The following is a 22,513-nucleotide window of genomic DNA, read 5'->3' on the forward strand; positions in this document are numbered from 1 at the left end:
GAGCACCTCGACGAGCCGAGAAGTAGTGGGGGAGGGGAGCAGGCGGGCGGGAGCAAAACTGTATTCACTTTTAGTAGAACCAACGGGCCCTGCCTAGCCTTTGCCAGACGGAATTATGCCCCGTCGCGGCGGTTGATGCGCCTAAGTCGTTGCGGAAATGGCCCTCGGCACGCGTGGATCGCTGTCTTGATTTGGCGCGACGGGGGACTTAGCCTGGGCCTGCACCCATTGTTTTGTCACTCTGGTGAGGTTCCGCGCGTGAAGACGATTGAAGATCTGATCTCGGCCTGCCGTGTGCCGCCCGGCAAGAAGATTGCGCTCAAGGAATACGACCCCAGTTGGGCCGGCGACAAGAAGATTCCCAAGGCCGACCGCAAGGCGACAGCCAAGGAGCTCCTGACCGAGAAGGTCGACGCGCTGGCTAGCGCGCAGGAGTTGCTCTACGCCTCGGACACGTATAGCGTCTTGATCGTGCTCCAGGCCATGGACGCGGCCGGCAAGGACGGCACGATCAAGCACGTGATGTCAGGGGTCAACCCTCAGGGTTGCGAAGTAGCCAGCTTCAAGCACCCTTCGGCCGAGGAGTTGGACCATAACTTCCTCTGGCGGTACTCGCGCTTTTTGCCCGAGCGCGGGCGAATCGGCATTTTCAACCGCTCGTACTACGAAGAAGTGCTGGTCGTGAAGGTCCACCCCAAACTGGTCACCGCCCAGCGAATTCCCGCCGCCAAGCCGAACAAAGAGTTCTGGCAAGCCCGCTACGAAGACATCAACGCCTTTGAGCGGCACCTGATCCGCAACGGGACGAAGATTTTCAAGTTCTTTCTGAACCTGTCCAAGGAAGAGCAGCGCAAGCGATTCCTCGAGCGGCTCGACAATCCGGACAAACATTGGAAGTTCTCGCCGGCCGATCTCAAGGAACGGCAGTACTGGGACCAGTACACCAACGCCTACGAGGACTGTCTGAGCGCCACCAGCAGCAAGGACGCCCCCTGGCACGTGATTCCCGCCGATCACAAGTGGGTCAGCCGCGCGCTGGTCGCGGCCATCATCAGTCGCGGGATCAATTCGCTGGGGCTGACGGCGCCCAAGGTGGACGACGCCAAGCGGAAGCTCCTGGCCGAGGCGCGCAAGGAACTCGAAGCCGAGGAAGAGTAACTCGCCTTATCAGCAATTAATTTGGGTGCCATGCTCAAGCCCTTAAGGCTTGAGCATGCCGATTTCGCGCTTCGCATGCTCAAACAAGAAGTTTGAGCATGGCACCCGTTTATTTCGGAGAAGCGACTGATAGCTTCCACCCTGCTGACAAAACGGCGGGCATTGCGGTATCATCGCGGCTGCCTGACACCTCTCCCTTTCAGGGAGAGGTCGCGAACGAAGTGAGCGGGTGAGGGTAGAGGCGTTCTCGGCCAATAACGTCTCCACCCTCCCCTAGCCCCTCCCTGGAAGGGAGGGGTGTTTCCGATTGCCTTTGGCAGTCATTGCACTGAAGGACATCAATGGCACGCACGCGGTTTGCCCCGAGCCCGACTGGTTATTTGCACATCGGGGGGGTGCGCACGGCCTTGTTCAACTGGCTGTTCGCGCGCAAACACGGCGGCCAGTTCCTGTTGCGCATTGACGACACCGATCAGCAGCGTAACGTCGAAGCCGCCCTCGCCCCCATTCTGCACGGCTTTCGCTGGCTGGGCATCGACTGGGACGAAGGCCCCGAGGTTGACGGCCCTCACGCCCCGTATTTCCAGTCACAACGCACCGACCAGTACCAGGCGGCCGTGGCCAAACTGCTCGCCTCGGGGCACGCCTATCGCGACTTTGCCACGCCGGCCGAGGTGCAAGCCGAGCGCGAAGCCGCCGAAAAGGAGAAGCGATCCTTCGTCTACAGCCGCCGCTGGATGGCCGAGACCGAGGCCGCGGCCCAACGGTTCGAGAACGAAGGGCGCTCGGGCGTCGTGCGACTGAAGATGCCGCGTGAAGGCACACTGGTGATTGACGACCAGATTCGCGGCCAGGTGTCGTTCGAGTGGACCAACGAGCAAGATCACGTCGTTCAGCGCGCCGACGGCAGTTGCCTGTATCACCTGGCCAGCGTGGTCGACGACTTTGACTTTCAGATCTCGCACGTGATTCGAGCCGAGGAGCACCTGTCGAACACGCCGCGGCAAGTGTTCATCGCCCAGTCGCTGGGCTATCCGTTGCCCGTCTACGCACACCTCCCCTACGTGGCCGAGCCGGGCAGCAAGAACAAGCTCAGCAAGCGGAAGCTCGACAAGTATCTGAAGAACCGTGACTTTGCCCAAGTGAACGAACACGGGCAGGCCATCGCGCGGGCGCTCGGGCTGTCCCCGTCGGCCGAGACGTTCAACCCGGTGATTGTCGACTTCTACGAGCAGGTGGGCTATCTGCCCGATGCGATTATCAACTACCTGATGCTGCTGGGCTGGTCGCTGGACGACAAGACCGAGTTCCTGACTCGGCAGCAAATGGTTGACAACTTTTCGCTCGAGCGGGTGAACAAGGCGCCGGCCAGCTTTGACCCCAAGAAGCTGCAATCGTTCCAGGACCATTACTATCAGCAATTGCCGATCAAGCAGAAGGTCGCCAAAATGCTGCCGTTTTTGCAGCGGGCCGGCTATGTCAGCGATCCGCCGCCGTGCAGCGTCGGGCCGTTGTTGACGCAAATCGTCACGGCGGCCGGCGACCGGTTGAAGGTCTCGGGGGACATTCTGTTCTACGGTAAGTTGTTTCTGACCGATGAACTGGAATACGACGAAGCGGCCCTGCAACAACGCTTGGGCTCGCCCGAGGCGCAAGCCCTGCTGCGCAAGTTCCGCGACGCAATCGCCGAGGTCCAGCCGTTCGACACGCCGACGCTGGAACACGCGATGCACGAGTTCCTGGCCCGCGAAGGAAAGAAGATCGGCGACATGGTTCACTCGTTGCGATTAGCGACGACGGGACAAGCGATCGGCCCGGGCATTTACGACTGTCTGGCGATCTTGGGGCGCGACAAGGCGCTCGCCCGCATCGACGCCACGCTCGACAAGTTGGGAGCGGTTCGCTCTTAGAAAAGGACCGAGGATAGCTACACGATGAGCACGGAAGAATCGGCGCGTCCGCAGTCGGTCGACTTTATTCGGACGATCGTCAACGAGCACAACGCCAGCGGCCGCTTTCAGGGGCGCGTCCACACGCGGTTTCCGCCCGAGCCGAACGGCTATCTGCACATTGGCCATGCCAAGAGCATCTGCCTGAACTTTGGCATTGCCCGCGATTACGGCGGCAAGTGCAATTTGCGTTTCGACGACACCAATCCGACCAAGGAAGAAGTCGAATACGTCGAGTCGATCATGGCCGACGTCCGCTGGCTGGGCTTTGAATGGGACGGGCTCTACTACGCCAGCGACTACTTCCAGCAGCTTTACGATTGGGCCGTCCAACTGATCAAGGCGGGCAAGGCGTATGTCTGTGACCTGACCGGCGACCAGATTCGCGAGCATCGCGGCACCCTGACCGAGCCAGGCAAGAACAGCCCGTACCGCGATCGCCCGGTGGCTGAAAGCCTGAACCTGTTCGAGCGGATGAAGAAAGGGGAGTTCCCTGATGGCTCGCGGACGCTGCGCGCCAAGATCGACATGGCGTCGCCGAACTTGAACATGCGCGATCCGGTGATGTACCGCATTTTGCACGCCCATCACCACCGGACTGGCGACGAGTGGTGCATCTATGCCATGTACGACTGGGCGCACGGCCAGAGCGACTCGCTCGAGAAGATCACTCACTCGATCTGCACGCTCGAGTTCGAGAACCATCGCCCGTTGTACGAGTGGTACATCGACGCGCTCGGGCTCTACAAGCCGCAACAGATTGAGTTCGCCCGCTTGAACCTGACCTACACGGTGATGAGCAAGCGGAAGCTGCTCGAACTGGTCAAAGGGAACTTCGTCCGTGGCTGGGACGATCCGCGGATGCCGACGATTGCCGGCATTCGTCGTCGCGGCTATCCGCCCGAGGCGATCCGCGCGTTCTGTGCCCAGATCGGCGTCACCAAGCAAGACGGTGTGATCGATCTGGCGGTGCTCGAAAACTGTGTGCGCGAAGACCTCAACAAACGCGCCCCGCGCGTGATGGCCGTATTGAACCCGTTGAAGGTCACCATCACCAACTACCCGGCCGGGCAGGTCGAAACCCTGGACGCGGTGAACAACCCCGAAGATCCCAGCGCCGGCACGCGGCAGGTGCCGTTCTCGGGCACGATCTACGTCGAGCAGGACGACTTCCGCGAGGAAGCGCCCAAGAAGTTCTTCCGACTGGCGCCGGGGCGCGAAGTCCGCCTGCGGTGGGGCTACTTCATCACCTGCAACGAAGTGGTCAAGGACTCGTCGGGCAAGGTCGTCGAGCTGCGCTGCACCTACGACCCGGCCACGCGCGGCGGCAACGCCCCCGACGGCCGCAAGGTGCAGGGGACCATCCACTGGGTTTCGGCCGCCCATGCCATTGACGCCGAAGTGCGGCAGTACGACCACCTGTTCCGCGAGCCGCATCCCGAGGATGTGCCGGCCGGGGTCGATTACAAGCAGAACCTGAATCCCGAGTCGCTGGTGGTCTTGAAGGGTTGCAAGTTGGAACCCAGCCTGGCTCAGGCCAGCCCGGCAGAGCGCTACCAGTTCGAGCGACTGGGCTATTTCTGGCTCGATTCGGTCGATTCCCAGCCCGGGGCGTTGATCTTCAACCGGATCGTGTCATTGCGTGACAGTTGGGCTAAAATCGAAAAACAGGACGGAAAGAAGTAATCGATCCCGTCGCGTGATGGTCACCATTAACTAGGCGCGTTGCGAGCTGATAGATAAACACCCCTCCCTTTCAGGGAGGGGCAGGGGGAAGGGTGAAGACGTCGCACGAGATTGCGGCGTGACCCTCATCCGGTTCGCTGCGCTCACCACCTTCTCCCCGGGGGAGAAGGGTTCGATACAGACCGAGGCACCTGTCATGAATATGCTCGTCGTTGTCGTCTCGTCGGCTGTCATCTTGACGGTCGCTTACTTCACCTACGGCCGATTGTTGACGCGGCTGTTCAAGCTGGACGCCACGCGCCCGACGCCGGCGGTCGAGCTGCGCGATGACGTCGACTACGAGCCGATCGAGCCGAAGTTTCTGCTCTCGCAACACTTCTCGGCCATCGCGGCCGCGGGGCCGGTCGTGGGGCCGATTCTGGCGGGCTTGATGTTCGGCTGGGTGCCGGCCCTGTGTTGGATCTTGGTTGGCTCGATCTTCATCGGCGGCGTGCATGACATGGCGGCGCTGACCGCCTCGATTCGTCACAAGGCTCGCTCGATCGCCGAAGTGGTCCGCGACCACATGAGCCAGCGCTCGTACGTGCTGTTCCTATTGTTCGTTTGGATTGCGCTGATCTACATCATTGTCGCCTTCACCGACATCACGGCCTCGGCGTTCATCCGCGACCAGGTGATCGAGAACGGCGTCACCGTGCGCGGCGCCGGTATCGCCACCTCGTCGATGTTCTATCTGGTGCTGCCGGTCATCATGGGCTTGCTGCTCCGTTACACGAAGCTCTCGCTCAACCTGGCCACGGTCATCTTCTTGCCGCTGGTCGGCGTGGCGATCTGGGCGGGTCAGCAAATCCCCTTTGACCTGACAGCCATCTTGAACGTCCAGCCCGCCGTGGCTCACAAGGTGTGGGACGTCGCGCTGTTGTTCTACTGCCTGATTGCCGCCGTCGTGCCGGTCTGGGCGCTGCTGCAGCCGCGCGGGCACCTGGGCGGCTACTTCCTGTACGTGGCGCTAGCGGCTGGGGCGATTGGCCTGATCGCCGGCGGCAACGAGATCAAATATCCGGCTTTCCTGGGTTGGGACGTACTGAACGCCAAGGGAGAAACCCGCAGCATCTTCCCGATTCTGTTCATCACCATCGCCTGCGGGGCTTGCTCGGGCTTTCACTCGCTGATTGCCTCGGGCACGACCAGCAAGCAGCTCTCGCGCGAGACCGACGCGCGAACGATCGGCTATGGGGCCATGCTGCTCGAAGCGATGGTGGCCATTGTGTCGTTGTGCTGCGTGATGATGTTCGCTCAGGGCGCGCCCGAGTTGGGCGGCGCCAAGCCGTCGCCCGATCATATCTACTCGCAAGGCATCGGCAATTTCGTTTCGGTGATGTACATCCCCAAGGCGTTCGGCATTTCGTTCGCCCTGATGGCGTTCACCACCTTCGTCTACGACACGCTCGATGTTTGCACGCGACTGGGCCGGTACATCATCCAGGAACTGACGGGCATGCAAGGGAGCGTGGGCCGCTGGCTGGGCACCGGGCTGACGGCCGGCATTCCGGTCTTCTTCCTGCTGCGTCATCCCAGCGATTCGCCGCAGCCGGTCTGGCGCTTGTTCTGGGATCTGTTCGGGGCGAGCAATCAGTTGCTGGCGGCGCTGACCTTGATGGGCATCACCGTTTGGCTCTGGCGCACGCGCCGGGCCGCTTGGGTTTGGCTGGTGACGGGTCTGCCGGCCGCGTTCATGTACACGATGAGCACCTGGGCCCTGTACGACATGACCTGGCGGCAATTCCGCGTCGACGGCGCGTTCGTCGCCCCCAGCGATCCAATCCCTTGGATCGGGCTGGTGCTGCTGGCCCTGGCGGCGCTGATGCTCGTCGAAGCCGTGATCGCGGTCCTCGGCTCCCGTGGCGACGACGATCGGAGCAGCCGCGAGACGCTGCCAGCGACCAGCGCTGCGTCGTAAGACGCCCACGCTATCCACCATAATCACCGAGCGCGCGCTAACCCTTCTCCCTCCGGGAGAAGGTGGCCGAAGGCCGGATGAGGGTCAACGTCGACCAAGTGGAAAGCATGACATCGGGCCACGTGGACCCTCATCCGTCGGCTACCGCCGCCACCTTCTCCCGGTGGGAGAAGGGTTGCCTTCATGCCGCGCGAGACTGCGGCTCCCGCAAGGGGCGAGGGTTGGAAGACCCGCTCACCGTCGCGCCGTGCTCGCTGTCGCCGCTCGCACGCTCGTATCTTTCTCAGGCCCGAACAACACCAACTCGCCCGGGCGCAGAAACCGCCGGCGGCGGTCGACGACGCGCATCCCCTCGGGGAGGGCCACGGCAATGGCGTCGGCTTCTTCTTCCTTGGTCAGCACGTACGCGCCCGGGTGCTCGGCCAGATACTGCACGATCTCGGGCACCGTGAAATACTCGGGTATCTGGCTCCCCGCGTAATAGACGTGGCTCGAATCCAGGTGCCGGAAGGCGACCAGTTTGGCCTCGGGGCCGGCCGCCGCGCGCCAATCGCGAGCAAGCTGCGGGCCGGTGTGATGGCGATTGACGGTCTGGGCTACGAACGTGAACGCCACGATGATAAACAACGTCGACGCCACGGCGAACACCGCCAGGCCTGCTTGCTGGTACTTGCGGGTACACAGTTCAAAGGCAATCAACCCGCCGGCCACGGGAATCAAGCCGACGAGCGCAATCTGGTAATCGGTCTTCATCACCACCTGAGCCACGCCCAGCAGGACCACGCAAAACACCGCCCCGCCAATCGCCAGGGCGTGCATGCCGAATCGCTTCCAGGCCAAATCCACCTCGGCCGCTTGCCCCAGCCAGCGATCGACCAGCACGCCAATCGTCAGGGCCAGCGGCAAATAGGCCGGCAGCACGTAATTGGGCAACTTGGTGCTCGACAACGAAAAGAAGACCACGTACGCGGCGGCCCAACTCAGCAGGAACATATCGGCCCCGCGGGCCACGTCGCGCCGGGCCACGCGACCTGCCTGGCGCACCAGGGCCAGCGGCAACAGAATCGACCAGGGGAACATCCCGACCATCACGCCGATCAGGTGATAAAACACCGAGCCCGAGTGGTTGTAATTGGGGGACACGAAGCGCTGAAAATTGTGTTCGCCGAAAAAGCCCCGTAGCCAGGCACCGTCAGTGGCGATGCCCACCAAGACGAACCACGGCCCGGCCACCAGTACGATCATGCCAATGGCCGTCAACGGCCTAAGCGCCCAGCCGACGCTCCACACGCGGGCCGGCGAAACGGCCTTCAGCAGCGCCACGATGCGTGCGCGCCAATTCCGCGGCGCGGCATTGTCATCGGCGGCGCGCTGCCAGAGCTTCAGGATCATCAGCGCCAGCGTCGGCAGCACGAACCCGACCGGCCCCTTGGCCAAAGTGGCGACGCCCATCACGCCGTACATCAGGGCGCTCGCCCGCCAGGAAATCGCCGCCTGGGTCAACCCGCCGGCGCGATAGAACACGTACATCGTCAAGGCGCACAACAGCACCAACAGCGCGTCGATCGTCGCCGCTCGCGCCGACAGCGCCCAGTTTAAGCTTCCCAACAGCGCGAGCGCCCCCCAGAACGACGCCCGAGCGTTGTACAACCGTTTGCCTAGGTCGTACATCAACAGGGTCGTCGCCAAAGCGCACAGCGCCGACACGAGCCGCATGGCGAACTCGTTCTCGCCCAAGGCCTGGCACGAGGCCATGCACAGCCAGTAGAACAACGGCGGCTTGTCGGTAGCCGGACGGGCATTGAACGTCGGCACGATCACGTCGCCCCGCTCGCGCATCTCATGCACGATGGTGCCGTAGATCGTTTCGTCCTCGTCCCAGAACGTGGTGCTCCCCAGGCAGGTGAAATAGACCAGGGCCGATACCAGGTACAGACACGGGACGTGCCAGCGAACGTTCATGCATCGCATCCTTGCTAGCGTGAGCGAGGGCGCAGCGGCTGCGCCAACAATCTGCGAGCGGTAATTTACGCTGGCAGGCCGCAAGCTCCAACGGCAGTTAGGAAACGACCAGGTAGATCGGGGCGGGGGATTTGGCGTAACATAGGCAGCCCAGGCGAATACACCTGAGCGGCCAAGGGCTGCAGGAAACTCGGGCCGCGGCTGGGACTTGTTGGGGCTATGCGACGGGGCGATCAATGTTTCTTGATGCTTCGCAACACCGATGGACAAGCCATCGGCACCACCCGAGACTTAGCTCGCTACTTGCAAAACAATCGACACGAGATATATTATGGGTTCTATTGTGCGTTGTGACTTGGCGTATCAAAAGCCATTGGAGTATTCTATGTCCGATGCATCGTTTACCGCCAATCGCATCAGAACAATAAGAGAAAAGCTCGATATTACTCAGCGCGAGTTTGCGATTTTACTTTCCGTCGAGCAGCCAACCATCGCGAGGTGGGAAAGCAAACGCAATAGCAAGCCTCTCTCTCGAGAAGCTACTAAACGACTGGAATTTTATGAGCATGCGTCTGCAGAGGAAATCGCGACCATAAAGCAAACTCTTGCGAAGCAAGGCGGGGAATTCGCTCTTGCAGCGATTGCGTCGGCTTTTGCCGCAATTCCCACAGGCACGATTGGATGTAGTGCTTACGGTCTCAGTTTGATCGGCGCGACCATGAATCTTTTGCGGAAGGCGTTCGATCCGCAACCACAATTGCAACCGTCTCAGGAGTTGGCACCGGATTCAACGAAAGCTTCGAAGAAGGGGCGGCGACCATCTAGACGCCGCAAACCAAGACGTTCTGATCAATCGTAACTCGCAGTCCACGCAACATTGGAGTATTTACGGATGAATAACATCGCAATAAAAACGAAATCAATCCGCACAAAAAAACGCGGCAAGAACGCGCTGCTTGAAGAGAAGTGCCCAGCATGTGCGTGGCTGGTCGACAAAAGCGCGTTCCACTGCACTAATTGCGGCCTATTTTTTTGCCACATTTGCCACCGAGGACTTTCGCGCGATGAGCCAGGGTTTGAGTGCAGACACAAAGAATGCTTGGAGCATGGCAAGCTAGTGTGCTCCAAATGCACGAAAATGGTTGCTCAATACTGTGACGAACGCAGGATTTCAGAACCTGCGAAGACAAGAAAGATCCACGGTTGGATGGGGGACCGAGGAGCAACTGCGACTGGCGTGTCCACAGGCGCATTGTTGTTTTTCGGAGGCGGCCCTTTGGGCAAGTTTTTGTCGATCCCGGCAGGGGTAGTTACGTATCTCGGTGTTCGCATAACAGGAGAGCTGCTGGGCGGCGATTTCGATGACCGAGAAGAGATCGTTACGCCCGCCGTGTACGTAACAAATAAGCGCAAGCTTGCAGACCACCGCTGCTGCAAACATTGTGGAAATACACTCAAGCACTTGGACGGGTCGCTGAAGCATCGGCGAAGGCGACTGCGTCGCTAACACAACGACGGCCTCGATGAACAGTGCGAATGAGTTGATTTCGCCCCGAATCGCGGAGGTCCAAGAATTAGGACTCTAACGACTTGACTAGGGCATATTCCCACCGGCACAACAGACCTAATCAACCGTTTCGCTTTGGACAAAAGCCGAACTAAACCGCTTCCCCGCGCTACTGCGCCGCCACGGGGAACCGATCTTGTAACGCTTGCACGGTCAATTCTTCTTGGCGCAAGGCTTCCATCGCCCAGATCACGGCGTCGGCCGCTTGGATCGTGGTGATGCACGGCACGCCGTGCGATACCGACGCCGCCCGAATCTTTCCTTCGTCGGTGCGGGCCCCCTTGCCGCTGGGGGTGTTGATGATCATCTGCACCTTGCCGTCGATCAGGTAGTCGAGCAAGTTCGGGTGCCCTTCCTGCAGCTTCTTCAGCTCTTGCACCTCGATGCCGGCGTCGCGCATCGCCCGAGCCGTTCCCTCGGTGGCCAGCAACTGAAAGCCCAGATCGATCAGGTGGCGTCCCAAGCGGACGGCGTGCTTCTTTGACGTCGAAGCCAGGCTGATGAAGATGTTTCCTTCGGTCGGCAAGACCACGCCGGCGGCCAACTGGCTTTTAGCAAAAGCGATGCTGAACCGCTCGCTGACGCCCATCACCTCGCCCGTCGATTTCATCTCGGGGCCCAGCACGATGTCGACCCCCACGAACTTGATGAACGGGAAGACGCTTTCCTTGACCGAGACGTGGCTGGGGATCGGATCAGAGTCGATCCCTTGATCGGCCAGTGAGACGCCGACCATCACCTTGGCCGCCACCTTGGCCAACGCCATGCCCGTCGCCTTGCTGACGAAGGGCGAGGTGCGGCTGGCCCGCGGGTTCACCTCCAGGACATAGACATTGTCGTGGCCGTTTTCTTTCTTGACGGCGTATTGCACGTTCATCAGCCCGCGCACTTTCAGGGCCGTCGCCAGGCGGATCGTCGCTTCGCGAATTTCCGAAACGACCGGGCCGGGCAGGCTGAACGGCGGAATGGCGCAGGCCGAATCCCCCGAGTGAACGCCGGCTTCTTCGATGTGTTCCATCACGCCGGCCACGATGCAGCGCTGGCCGTCGGCGATGGCGTCGACGTCGACTTCGATGGCGTCCTCGAGGAATTGATCGATCAGGACCGGCTGCCCCTGGGCGACGACGAACGCCTCGGCGACGTAGCGCTCGAATTGCGAATGATCGTAGCAAATCTCCATCGCCCGGCCCCCCAGCACGAAGCTCGGCCGGACCAGGCACGGGAAGCCGACGCGCAGGACTTCCTGGCGCGCTTCTTCCATGGTGCGGGCGATGCCGCTGGGGGGCTGCTTCAGGCCCAGGCGGTGGAGCAACTGCTGGAACTTCTCGCGATCTTCGGCGTCTTCGATGGTGTCGACGCTGGTGCCGATGATCGGCACGCCGGCCGTGGCCAGCGCCCGGGCCAGATTCAACGGCGTCTGGCCGCCGAACTGCACGATCACGCCGTCCGGCTGCACGCGGTCGCAGACGTTCAATACGTCCTCGGTCGTCAGCGGCTCGAAGAACAGAAGATCGCTGGTGTCGTAGTCGGTGCTGACCGTTTCGGGATTGCTGTTGATCATCACGCTTTCAATGCCCAGCTCGCGGAGGGCAAAGCTGGCGTGGCAGCAGCAATAGTCGAACTCGATCCCTTGCCCGATGCGGTTCGGGCCGCCGCCGAGAATAATCACTCGCTTGGTGTCGGCCGGCTTGGCGGGTGTTTCGTCCTCGTCCTCGTAGGTCGAGTAGAAGTAGGGGGTGTAGGCCTGAAACTCGGCGGCGCAGGTGTCGACCGACTTGAACGTGGCGATGATGCCGCGCTTCTTGCGCTCGGCGCGCACGGCCATGTCGGTGGTGTGCCAAAGGGTCGAAAGCTGCCGATCCGAGAAGCCAAACCGCTTGGCCTTGCGCAGCAGCTCGGTGCCGACTTCGGCCAAGCCCGGCACGCGGCGCAGTTCTTCTTCGCACTCGACGAGTTGCTGCAAGTTGTCCAGGAACCAGGGGTCGATCCAGGTCAGCGAGTAAATCTCGTCGATCGTCATCCCCAGCTTGAACGCATAACGCAGATACCAGACGCGTTCCGAGCCGGGCGTGGCCAGCTTGGCGCGAATCTCCTCGCGCGACGGCTGTTGAATCGTCCCCCACAAGTCCTTGGCGTCGCAGCCAAAGCCAAAGCTGCCGACTTCCAAACCGCGCAGCGCTTTTTGAAACGATTCCTTGAACGTGCGGCCGATGGCCATCGTCTCGCCGACGCTCTTCATCTGGGTCGTCAGCTTGGCGTCGGCCTCGGGGAATTTCTCGAAGGCGAACCGCGGAATCTTCGTCACCACATAGTCGATCGTCGGCTCGAAGCAGGCCTTGGTCTCGCGAGTGATGTCGTTCGACAATTCGTGCAGCCGATAACCGACGGCCAATTTGGCGGCGATTTTGGCGATGGGAAAACCGGTCGCCTTGCTGGCCAGGGCGCTGCTGCGGCTGACGCGCGGATTCATCTCGATGACGATCATCCGCCCGTTGGTCGGGTCGGTTGCGAATTGAATGTTCGAGCCGCCGGTTTCGACGCCGATCTCGCGAATCACCAGCAGCGACGCGTCGCGCATCCGCTGATATTCTTTGTCGGTCAACGTCTGGGCCGGCGCCACGGTGATCGAGTCGCCGGTGTGGACGCCGACCGGGTCGAAATTCTCGATCGTGCAGATGATCACGACGTTGTCGTCGACGTCGCGCATCACCTCCATCTCGTATTCTTTCCAGCCCAGGATCGACTCTTCGAGCAGCACCTCGTGGATCGGCGAAAACTCCAAGCCGCGCGAGACCATGACGTCGAACTCTTCGCGGTTGTGGGCCACGCCCGAGCCGCTGCCCCCCATCGTAAAGCTGGGGCGAATGACGATCGGCAGCCCGATTTCCTGCATCACCTCGCGGGCTTCGTCCATCGAGTAAACGGTGCGGCCGCGGCAGACTTCGAGGCCGATCTTTTCCATCGCCTTCTTAAATAAGGCGCGGTCTTCGGCCTTGGCGATCACGTCGGGGCGCGCACCGATCATCTCGACGCCAAATTTTTCCAGCACGCCGTGCCGGGCCAAGTCCATAGCCAGGTTCAAACCGGTCTGCCCGCCGAGCGTCGGCAAAATGGCGTCGGGGCGTTCGACCTCGATCACTTTGGCCACCGTCTCCCAGGTCAACGGCTCGATATACGTCCGGTCGGCCGTGGCCGGATCGGTCATGATCGTGGCCGGGTTCGAGTTGATGAGGACGACTTCGTAGCCTTCCTCGCGCAAGGCCTTGCAGGCTTGCGTCCCCGAATAGTCGAACTCGCAGGCCTGACCAATGATGATCGGGCCGGAACCAATGAGCAGAATCTTGTGCAGATCGTTACGGCGAGGCACGGAGCGACATCCCTTCTGCAATGACCGGCTGCCGGGCTCCCCATGAGCGCGCAGACTCCTAGCGCTCGCCGAACCTCGGCATAAAATTTCTCGAACTTACCATGACCCTCCGCTAGCGTTCAAGGGGCTAACGCGAAATGTAATTTCTGCGCGGATCGCGCTTGACTTATTTTGAAATCGAAATAATGATTCGGGGGCCGGCCGCATCGCGTTTGCGCCCTGTGTTGCGCGCTCGCGCGTCGGCGGCGATTCCTCTTTGCTTGGCGAGCTCGCGGTGAACCATCAGCCCCCCGCTACTTCGCGTTGGTATCAGGAAGTCACCGGCTATCAATGGCTGGTGCTGCTGATCGCTTCGGCCGGTTGGGTCTTCGACACATTCGAAGGCCAAATATTCAACATCACTCGTGGGCAGATGTTGACCGAATTGCTCAACTCAACGCCCAACTCGCCTGAAGTAAAACTGTGGGGCGATCGGTTCTTGGCCATCTTCCTCGTCGGCGGCACGCTGGGGGGGGTGCTGTTCGGTTCACTGGCCGATCGGCTTGGACGCAAACCGACGATGGCGATCACGATCCTTTGCTACTCGCTGTTCTCGGGCCTCACCTATTTCGCCACGGATATTTGGCATGTCGGCGTGCTGCGCTTTCTGGTCGCGATGGGGGTCGGTGGCGAATGGGCCGTCGCGGCGGCGCTGGTGGCCGAAGTCTTTCCGCCGCGCGCTCGCGCGCAAGCTGGCGGCATCTTTCACGCCACTGGCATCTTGGGCACCTGGCTGGCGTTTCTCGCCGGCTGGGCCGTGGGAAGCGATTGGCGCTACGCCTATTTGCTCGGTCTGGTTCCGGCGCTGTTGGTCGTTTGGGTACGTAGCAAGGTCGAAGAGCCCGACAGTTGGCAACAGGCCGAGCAGCAACAACGACAGATGGGCAGTTTTAGCGAATTGCTCGGCGTGCGACGTTGGGCCCGTCCGGCGATTCTCGGCATGTGCTTGGCCGCGGTCGGCTTGGGCACCTATTGGGGCGTCGCCGTGGCCGGCCAGAATCTTGCCGAGCTTATGCTCATCAAACAAGGTGTCGCACAAACCGAAGCGGACCAACAGGCGAAGTTCGCCTATGGCTTTGTCCAAGCCTGTGGCGCCGGCGTCGGTCAACTATGTTTCGGCCCGCTGGCGGTTTGGCTGGGACGTCGACGCGCTTTTGCCCTGATGCATTTGGGGGCGTTGTTGATTGTTCCTGCCACGTGTTACTTACCCCAGACGTACGATCAATTGCTGATGATGTTGCCGGTGTTTGGTTTCTTCGTCATCGGCCTGCACGCTGGCTACGCGGTTTATTTCCCGGAACTGTTTCCCGCTCACTTGCGCGCGACCGGTTCGAGCTTCTGCTTTAACGGCGGGCGCTTGCTGGCCGCTTCGATGTTATGGATGTCGGCCGAATTGAAGGCCCACCCCGCGCTCGATCTGCGCGCCGCGGTCAGCATTCTCGGCCTTTGGTTTTTGGTCGGTCTGGTTTTGCTGGCGTTCTTGCCCGAGACGCGTGGGCAAGAGTTGCCCGAGTAGTCAAGGTTACCGGTGCCGCACAGGTCCGCCCCATGGCCAAAGTCCTTCGCAAGCTGCAAGCGGTCGCTCATCTCGATGCCGCGCTCGTGCAACTGGTCCACGCCGGCCAGGCCACGTCGCGCGCCGCCTTGTCCCGCGAGTTGAAGCTGGTGCCGTCGACGGCCGGCATCTACGTCGACCGGCTGCTGCGCGAAGGCTTCTTGCTCGAATCGGCGCCCAAAGCCCGCTCGCTGGGCCGGCCCCCGACGCTGATCCAGTTGAATCCTTCGGCCGGTCGCTTCATCGGCGTCGATTTCGACGCGCGGCAGATCATGGCCACGGCGGTCGACTTTGCCCAAAAACCGTTGAAACAAATCCGCCGTAGCATCCCCCCCAAGGCCAACACCCAGCGCGTGCTGTCGATCATCGAAGACGCCATCGCCGCCGTCATCGGCACGCGCCGCGGCGACGTGCTGGGCATTGGCCTGGCCGTGCCGGGGCACATTGACGTCGAGCGCGGCATCGCCCTTTGGTATCGGTTCATTCCCGATTGGCGCGACGTGCCGATCGTCGATCGCCTGGCCGGCGCGTTCAAGCTGCCTGTGTCGGTCGAGAACAATCTGCGGTCGATGGCTCTGGCCGAGTTGTGGATGGGGCAGGGGCGCGGCGCTCGGCATCTGGTCTGCCTGGGCATTCGCTCGGGTATCGGCGCCGGCATCATCGCCGACGGCAAACTGCTGCGCGGCTCTCGGAACCTGGCCGGTGAAGTCGGGAGTTGGAACTTTCCGCTCGAGCTGAGTGCCGACGCCGACTTCCAGGGTGCCGCCGGGCGCAGCGTCGAAGACGTCGCCTCGTTCTCGGCTTTGCTGGCCGAAGCGGCGCAAGCCGTCGCCAACGGCACGACCAGCGCGCTAGGCAAGTGCAAGCAGCCCCCCACCGCCGCCGACCTGATCGAGGCCGCCGCTGCGGCGGACGCGCTGGCCGAACGTCTGGTCCTGCGCGCGGCGCGCGTGCATGGCTGGATCGCGCACCAGCTTTCCCAGTTGCTCGATCCCGAGCGGATCATCCTCTCGGGTCCATTGGCGGCCAGCGAGATGTATCTGACTACGGTGCGCGACACCGCTGCGGCGCTCAGCTCGCACACTCCAACGGCCGAAATCGTCCCGTCAACGCTGGGGCCGTTCGCCGGGGCGCTCGGTGCCGCCGCGCTGGCCTTTCAACACTGGAAACCGCGACGATGAATGAAGGTTTCCTTCTGCACGTCGTCGCGGTGCTGACCTTGGCCGGACTGGTCCAAGGATTGACCGGCTTTGGCTTCGGCATGGTGGCGATGGGGCTATTGCCGCTGGTGATTGAACTGGAACAAGCCCAGGCGATCATCACGCTGACGAACCTAATCGTGTGCGTGCTGATGGTAGGCGTAAAGTTTTCCGATGTCGAATGGCGCGGGGCGCGGCGGCTGTTGATCGCGGCGTTGGTCGGCGTACCGTTCGGCTATGCGTTTGTTGAACAGTTGCCTTACGTCTGGGCGACGCGGCTGTTGGGCGTGGCCCTCTGTTCGATGGTGCTGTTCGATTCGTTGATTGCCCGGCGGATGCGGTGGCGATTGCCGCCGCTAGTCGGCTGGTTTTGTGGACTCGGCGGTGGCTTGCTAGGCGGCGCGTTCAACATCGGCGGCCCGCCGATCGTGGCCTATGTCTATTCGCAGCCGTGGACCAAGCAGCAGCAAGTCGCCACGTTGAGCATGGTGTTTCTATCGAGCGGGCTGATGCGTTTCGCCCTGGTCACCGCCCACGGCGAACTGACCGCGTCGGTCTGGCAAGCCGTCGCCTGGTCAGCCTTGCCGCTGTTGATTGCCACCTATGTCGGCCATCGGCTGCTCGACTTCGTCTCGCAGCCAGTGCTGCGCGGCGGAGTGTATACCGGGATTTTCGTGTTGGGAAGTTGTTACCTGATTCGCGGGGCGTGACGCCCGAAAGACATACCGATGAATGTCAGCAGTTTGAAATTGAACACCGGCGCGCAAGTCCCCAGCGTCGGGCTGGGACTCTGGAAGATCGCCCCGAACGACGCACCAGCCATGGTCGAGCAGGCTATCAAGGCCGGCTATCGACACCTGGACGCGGCTTGCGACTATGGCAACGAGCCGGCGGTCGGCGAGGGGATTCGCCGCGCGCTCGCGGGGGGGCACTGTCGCCGCGAAGAGCTGTGGGTCACGTCGAAGCTTTGGAACACCTACCACGCGGCCGCCCACGTTCGGCCGGCCCTGGAGCGGACGCTGCGCGATTTGCAGCTCGACTATCTCGACTTGTACCTGATTCACTTCCCGATCGCATTGGAATATGTCGCCCCCGAGACGCGCTACCCGCCCGGCTGGTTTTTCGATCCGGCGGCAAAGCAGCCGCGCATGCAAGCGGCCCGCGTCCCCTTGGCCGAGACGTGGCAGGCGATGGAGTCGCTGGTCAACGCGGGCCTGGTCCGCAACATCGGCGTCTGCAACTATAACATCTCGCTGCTGCGCGACCTGTTGAACTACGGCTCGATTCGGCCGGCCATGCTGCAGGTGGAACTGCATCCCTATCTTGCGCAAGAGAAGCTGCTGCGGTTCTGTCGTGAAGAGCAGATTGCCGTAACGGGCTTCTCGCCGCTGGGCGCGCTGTCGTATTACGAATTGGGGATGGCCCAGCGCAACGAATCGGTCCTCGACCAGCCCGCCGTGCGCGACGCGGCCAGCGCCCACAACAAGACGCCGGCGCAAGTCGCCCTGCGGTGGGGTGTGCAGCGCGGCACGGCCGTCGTCCCCAAGACGTCGCGTCCCGAGCGCCTGGCCGAGAACCTGAACATCTTTGATTTCGCGTTGACCGACGCCGAGCTGCAAGCGATCTCGGCTCTCGACCGGGGCCGGCGTTTCAATGACCCCGGCCAGTTTTGCGAAGCCGCCTTCCACACTTTTTTCCCCATCTACGAGTAGCACGCCACCACGCTCGCCGAGCGCCCACCCCAACGGAGGTTCATCATGCCCCAGAGCACATTATCAGTCGCCGAAGCCAGCGTCGCCGGTCAGCAACCTTGCGACGGCAACGCGTTCCCGCTGGTGCTCGAGTGCGCCAGCCCCAACACCACGCTGGCCGAAGCGACCGAGTGGCTGGCGGCCAATGCCGACGAACTGCTGGCCCGGGCCAGCCGGCACGGCACGATTTTGTTTCGGGGCTTTCCGGTGCGCACGCCGCAGGACTTCGACGCCTTTGTCTCGGCGTTTGGCTTGCGGAACTTTCCGTATGATGAATCGTTGTCGAACGCGGTGCGCGTGAACAAAACGCCTCGCGTCTTCACCGCCAACGAAGCGCCGCCGAACATCACGATTTTCTTCCATCACGAAATGGCCCAGACGCCGGTTTACCCCAGCCGGCTGTTCTTCTTCTGTGAACAAGCAGCCACGACGGGTGGCGCGACGCCGCTATGCCGTTCGGACATCCTGTGGGAGCAAATCGTCGCGCGGTGCCCGCAGTTTGCCCGCGATTGCCGCGACAAGGGCCTGCGCTACACGAACGTCATGCCGGCCGAAAACGACGCCAGCAGCGGCATGGGGCGCAGTTGGCAAAGCACGCTCGGCGCCACCACGCGCGAAGAAGCCGAGCTACGTTTGAAGACCCTGGGCTACACCTGGCAATGGCTCGATGACGGCTGCCTGCGGGCCACCACGCCGGTGTTGCCGGCGGTCTACGATCTGGGCGACGGTCGCGCGTCGTTCTTCAACCAATTGATTGCCGCGTTCCAGGGCTGGAAGGACACTCGCAACGATCCGGCCAAGTCGATCACCTTTGGCGACGGCACGCCGCTCGATCGTGAAGCGGTGAACCTGATCACGCAAATGGCCGAGGCCATTGCCTTTGACGTGCCGTGGCAGCAGGGGGACGTGGCGCTCGTGGACAACATGGTCGCCATGCACGGCCGTCGCACCTTCACCGGCACGCGCAAGGTATTGGCATCGCTGATCGCGGCCGATGAGAAGAAGTAAGAGAGGCTAGGGGCTAGAGATTAGGGGACAACTTGGGGGCGCACAAACTCTCGATCGCAGCGAGCGCATTTCAACCCTCGCCCCTTGCGGGAGAGGGTGGTTCGCGCCAGCGAACCGGGTGAGGGGGCGATTCAATCTCGCGAGACAATGAGTTAACCCTTCTCCTCCCGGGAGAAGGTGGCGGCGCTAGCCGCCGGATGAGGGTCCCGTGCCAGGCTAGCGCGACAACGCAAAGGGAAGCCCCTTACTCGCGCGCGTTGCCCGACTTTATCGACGCGTCGAGCGAGACGACTTGCGGTCCTTCGCTCGAGGGGCAATTTGGGCATGCGCCGCAGCCGGCGCGGCGTGCCGCCAGCGCGCGCCAAGCGCGCCGCGCCAGGTACGCCATCGCCAGCGCGACGATCGCCGCGGCAGCCACGGTTTGCCAGTCAAGGTTCATCGTACATCTCGCTCAGTGCGCGCAACTCACCGCACGCTACATCAGCCGAATCCCCACCTGGTAAGTCACCAATGACGCCACGTAAGCCAGCGTGGTCATGTAACCAAACGTCAGTGCTGGCCAGCCCCAACTGTTCGTCTCGCGCTTGATCACCATCAGCGTTGACCAGCACTGGGCGCACAACGAAAAGAAGACCATGATCGACAACGCCACCGGCACATTGAACACCGGCCGATCGGTGTCGTCCCACGTGGCGCGATGCAGGGCTTCGACCAAGCGCCCTCGGTCGGCTTCGTTGTCCAAGTCGACATCTTCGCCGACGCTGTAAATGATACCTAGCGTCGCCACCACCACCTCGCGCGCCGGCAATGAAGCGATGGCCGCGCAGCCAATCCGCCAATCCCAGCCCAACGGGCGCACGGCCGGCTCAATCAGATGGCCGATCCGTCCCAGGTAACTCTGTTTGCGATAGGCGCTGGCCCGCTCGACGTTCAGCGCGCTGATTTGTTCCTCGATCGCGCCCCGCTCCGCTTCCGGGACCGCCGGCAGCTTCGCCTCGAGCACGGCGATCTGTGACTGGTAGGGCTCGCCAACTTCGGCCGAGTGCGGGAAGTAGAGCATCGCCCAGATCACGACCGACACGGCCAGGATCATGGTCCCGGCCCCTTGGACGAACGCCCAGCCGCGCTCGACCATCCGCCAGATCACCGTTCGCGGCGACGGCCACTTATAGGCGGGCAGTTCCAGCACAAACGGCGGCGTCGGTCCGCGCAACAGCGTCTTTTTCAGCACGACGGCCACGGCGACGGCCACGACCATGCCGAGCAAATACATCGACATCATCACGATCGCCTGCAAACCAAACACACCGAGCCAGCGTCGCTGGGGAATGAAGGCCGCAATCAGCAGCGTGTACACCGGCAACCGCGCGCTGCAGCTCATCAGCGGCGCAACCAGAATCGTGGTGATCCGATCCCGCCGGTTCTCGATCACGCGGGTGGCCATGATGCCCGGAATGGCGCAGGCGAATGACGACAACAGCGGGATGAATGACTTGCCGCTCAGCCCCACGCGCACCATCAGCTTGTCCATCAGATACGCGCTGCGGGCCATGTAGCCACAATCTTCCAGAATGCCGACAAAGAAAAACAAGATCACGATCTGCGGCAGAAAGACGAGCACACCCCCCACGCCGGCGATCAGTCCATCGACCACCAGACTGCGCAGCGCCCCTTCGGGCATGCGCTCGGCCACCAGCGCGCCGACCGCGCCGACGCCGCTTTCGATCAGGTCCATCAGCGGCGTGGCCCCTTGAAACACCGCCTGGAAGATCACGAACATCATCAGCACGAACGCCACCAGCCCAAAGAATCGGTGGGTCAGAACTCGATCGAGCCGATCGGTCCAACTGGTGGCGCGCTGGGCCGGGCGCGTGACCGCGCCCCCCACGACCTGCGAGATCCAGCCATAACGGCCAATCGCTTCGATCGCCGGCACGGGGCAACTGGCCGTGGCCAATCGCTCGCGCGCCGCCGCAATCGAGCCGTGCAGCGTTTCAAGCTGCCCATCGGCCAACAGCGGCTCAAGATAGCCGCTCGTATCGAGCAGCAAGCGTTCGGCTAGGTAGCGCGGCACTTTCATGTCGGCCGCGTGGGACGAGCGCTGCATTTCGGCGTGCAACCGGTCGACTTCCTCGCACACCTGAGCCGGCAACGGGCTGGCCCGCTTGCCCACCGGGCAGTCCACGGCGCGGACCAGCGCGGCGCGCAATTCATCAAGACCGACACGCTTGTTGGCTTGCACCGGGACGACTTCAATACCCAGCCGCTCGGCCAGCAGCTTGACGTCGAGCTTCACCCCGTGCTGAGCGGCCACATCGGTCATGTTCAACGCCACGACCGCCGGCACGTCCAGTTCGAGCAACTGGCTGAGCAGGTAGAAATTGCGATCGATGTTCGAGGCGTCGATAACGCACAACACCACGTCGGGGCGTTCGGTGTCCTCGCGCCGCCCCAACAGCACGTCAACCGTCACCATTTCGTCGGGCGAGCGGGGGGCCAGACTGTACGTCCCCGGCAGATCGATCAGCGTGAACCGCACCTCGTGCCAGGTGGCGTGCCCAAGCTTCTTTTCGACCGTGACGCCGGGATAGTTCCCGACTCGTTGATTGGCGCCGGCCAGCGCATTGAACAGCGTCGACTTGCCGGTGTTGGGATTGCCGACCAGGGCGACGCAGCAGGCACGTTTGGCTTGAGCAATGCTCATCGTCGACAGAATCCTAGAGCGTTGCCGCGCGCCAGCGCACTATGGCAGTTCAATCTCGACTCGAGCGGCTTCGGCCTTGCGCAGGCTGAGCCGGTAGCCGCGCAGCTCCAACTCGACCGGATCCCCCAGCGGTGCGGCCCCCAACAAGCACAGTTCGACGCCAGGCGTGATGCCCATCTCCAACAGCCGCATCGTCACCTCGTCGGCCCCGTGGACCGCCACGACCCGCCCTCGGCCGCCAACTTTGAGCGACGCCACGGTCGCGCGCGATGCGTTGGCCGCAGACGAATTCGCCGTGGAACCCGACCCGGTGTTGGCAGTTGGCACGCTCATCGACCGCTTCCCTAACGCTCGGTGCCGGGGCGGACGAGAACCTGAATCAACTCATCGTTGCGGAAGCAGAGCTTTTGGCCCCCCAGCCGGATGATGCAGGGGGAACCTTGCTGGACCATTTCGACCCGAGTGCCGTCGCGCAGGCCCAACTCGCCCAGGCGGTGTACCTGGTCAGGTTGTCCAAGCACCAAGCCGACTTGCGCCAATTGGCCAACAGCCAGCGCGCTGAGAGGGATAAGGTCGTGCACAGGCGGGTCCGAAGCGGGGAGTATCTG

At 62.3% G+C, this 22,513-nt stretch carries 16 protein-coding genes; 10 read left to right on the forward strand and 6 right to left on the reverse strand.

The annotated features are described in order from the left end of the window. Nucleotides 1-135 precede the first annotated feature (135 nt). From JSS27_18360 to JSS27_18375, 4 genes are all read left to right on the forward strand, one after another. Nucleotides 136-1,158, forward strand: a complete 1,023-nt coding sequence (locus JSS27_18360) for a polyphosphate kinase 2 family protein (protein ID MBS0210911.1) — start codon at nt 136-138, stop codon at nt 1,156-1,158. 341 nt (nt 1,159-1,499) lie between these two features. Beyond that, on the forward strand, nt 1,500-3,068 hold the full coding sequence (gltX, locus tag JSS27_18365; protein ID MBS0210912.1) for a glutamate--tRNA ligase: 1,569 nt from the start codon (nt 1,500-1,502) through the stop codon (nt 3,066-3,068). 24 nt (nt 3,069-3,092) lie between these two features. After that, nucleotides 3,093-4,793, forward strand: a complete 1,701-nt coding sequence (locus JSS27_18370; protein MBS0210913.1) for a glutamine--tRNA ligase/YqeY domain fusion protein — start codon at nt 3,093-3,095, stop codon at nt 4,791-4,793. Nucleotides 4,794-4,989: 196 nt separating this feature from the next. Further along, a complete protein-coding gene (locus JSS27_18375) occupies nt 4,990-6,753 on the forward strand; it encodes a carbon starvation protein A (GenBank protein MBS0210914.1) in 1,764 nt (587 codons plus the stop codon). Between the two features lie 234 nt (nt 6,754-6,987). Here JSS27_18375 and JSS27_18380 read toward each other — a convergent pair whose 3' ends face one another. Then, nucleotides 6,988-8,715: a glycosyltransferase family 39 protein gene (locus JSS27_18380; GenBank protein MBS0210915.1), complete on the reverse strand. Its 1,728-nt coding sequence runs from the start codon at nt 8,713-8,715 to the stop codon at nt 6,988-6,990. Nucleotides 8,716-9,100: 385 nt separating this feature from the next. On the opposite strand from JSS27_18380, the gene JSS27_18385 reads away from it, so the two are divergent. Further along, nucleotides 9,101-9,574, forward strand: coding sequence for a hypothetical protein (locus JSS27_18385; GenBank protein MBS0210916.1), 474 nt, complete (start codon nt 9,101-9,103; stop codon nt 9,572-9,574). Nucleotides 9,575-10,391: 817 nt separating this feature from the next. Here the strand turns inward: JSS27_18385 and carB are convergent. Beyond that, entirely contained in the window at nt 10,392-13,649 is a 3,258-nt protein-coding gene (gene carB / locus JSS27_18390; protein MBS0210917.1) for a carbamoyl-phosphate synthase large subunit, read from the reverse strand. Nucleotides 13,650-13,923: 274 nt separating this feature from the next. On the opposite strand from carB, the gene JSS27_18395 reads away from it, so the two are divergent. The 5 genes from JSS27_18395 to JSS27_18415 are packed head-to-tail and all read left to right on the forward strand — an operon-like array spanning nt 13,924 to nt 19,201. Further along, entirely contained in the window at nt 13,924-15,204 is a 1,281-nt protein-coding gene (locus JSS27_18395) for an MFS transporter (GenBank protein ID MBS0210918.1), read from the forward strand. Between the two features lie 32 nt (nt 15,205-15,236). Next, complete coding sequence (locus JSS27_18400) at nt 15,237-16,424, forward strand: ROK family protein (GenBank protein ID MBS0210919.1); 1,188 nt, start codon at nt 15,237-15,239, stop codon at nt 16,422-16,424. Next, nucleotides 16,421-17,152 (forward strand): sulfite exporter TauE/SafE family protein, encoded by a 732-nt coding sequence (locus JSS27_18405; GenBank protein MBS0210920.1) that lies wholly within the window; start codon nt 16,421-16,423, stop codon nt 17,150-17,152. Before JSS27_18400 ends, JSS27_18405 begins: the two co-directional genes overlap by 4 nt. Nucleotides 17,153-17,170: 18 nt before the next feature. Further along, a complete protein-coding gene (locus JSS27_18410) occupies nt 17,171-18,154 on the forward strand; it encodes an aldo/keto reductase (protein MBS0210921.1) in 984 nt (327 codons plus the stop codon). Between the two features lie 45 nt (nt 18,155-18,199). After that, nucleotides 18,200-19,201, forward strand: a complete 1,002-nt coding sequence (locus JSS27_18415) for a TauD/TfdA family dioxygenase (protein ID MBS0210922.1) — start codon at nt 18,200-18,202, stop codon at nt 19,199-19,201. A 244-nt stretch (nt 19,202-19,445) separates the two neighbouring features. On the opposite strand, the gene JSS27_18420 is transcribed toward JSS27_18415, so the two are convergent. The 4 genes from JSS27_18420 to JSS27_18435 are packed head-to-tail and all read right to left on the reverse strand — an operon-like array spanning nt 19,446 to nt 22,486. After that, nucleotides 19,446-19,640, reverse strand: coding sequence for a FeoB-associated Cys-rich membrane protein (locus JSS27_18420; GenBank protein ID MBS0210923.1), 195 nt, complete (start codon nt 19,638-19,640; stop codon nt 19,446-19,448). Between the two features lie 36 nt (nt 19,641-19,676). Next, a complete protein-coding gene (gene feoB / locus JSS27_18425) occupies nt 19,677-21,905 on the reverse strand; it encodes a ferrous iron transport protein B (protein MBS0210924.1) in 2,229 nt (742 codons plus the stop codon). A gap of 39 nt (nt 21,906-21,944) precedes the next feature. Then, nucleotides 21,945-22,238: a ferrous iron transport protein A gene (locus tag JSS27_18430; GenBank protein MBS0210925.1), complete on the reverse strand. Its 294-nt coding sequence runs from the start codon at nt 22,236-22,238 to the stop codon at nt 21,945-21,947. An 11-nt stretch (nt 22,239-22,249) separates the two neighbouring features. Further along, entirely contained in the window at nt 22,250-22,486 is a 237-nt protein-coding gene (locus tag JSS27_18435) for a ferrous iron transport protein A (GenBank protein ID MBS0210926.1), read from the reverse strand. Nucleotides 22,487-22,513: the final 27 nt, after the last annotated feature.

It is taken from the genome of Planctomycetota bacterium, assembly GCA_018242585.1.
Taxonomy (GTDB): domain Bacteria; phylum Planctomycetota; class Planctomycetia; order Pirellulales; family PNKZ01; genus JAFEBQ01.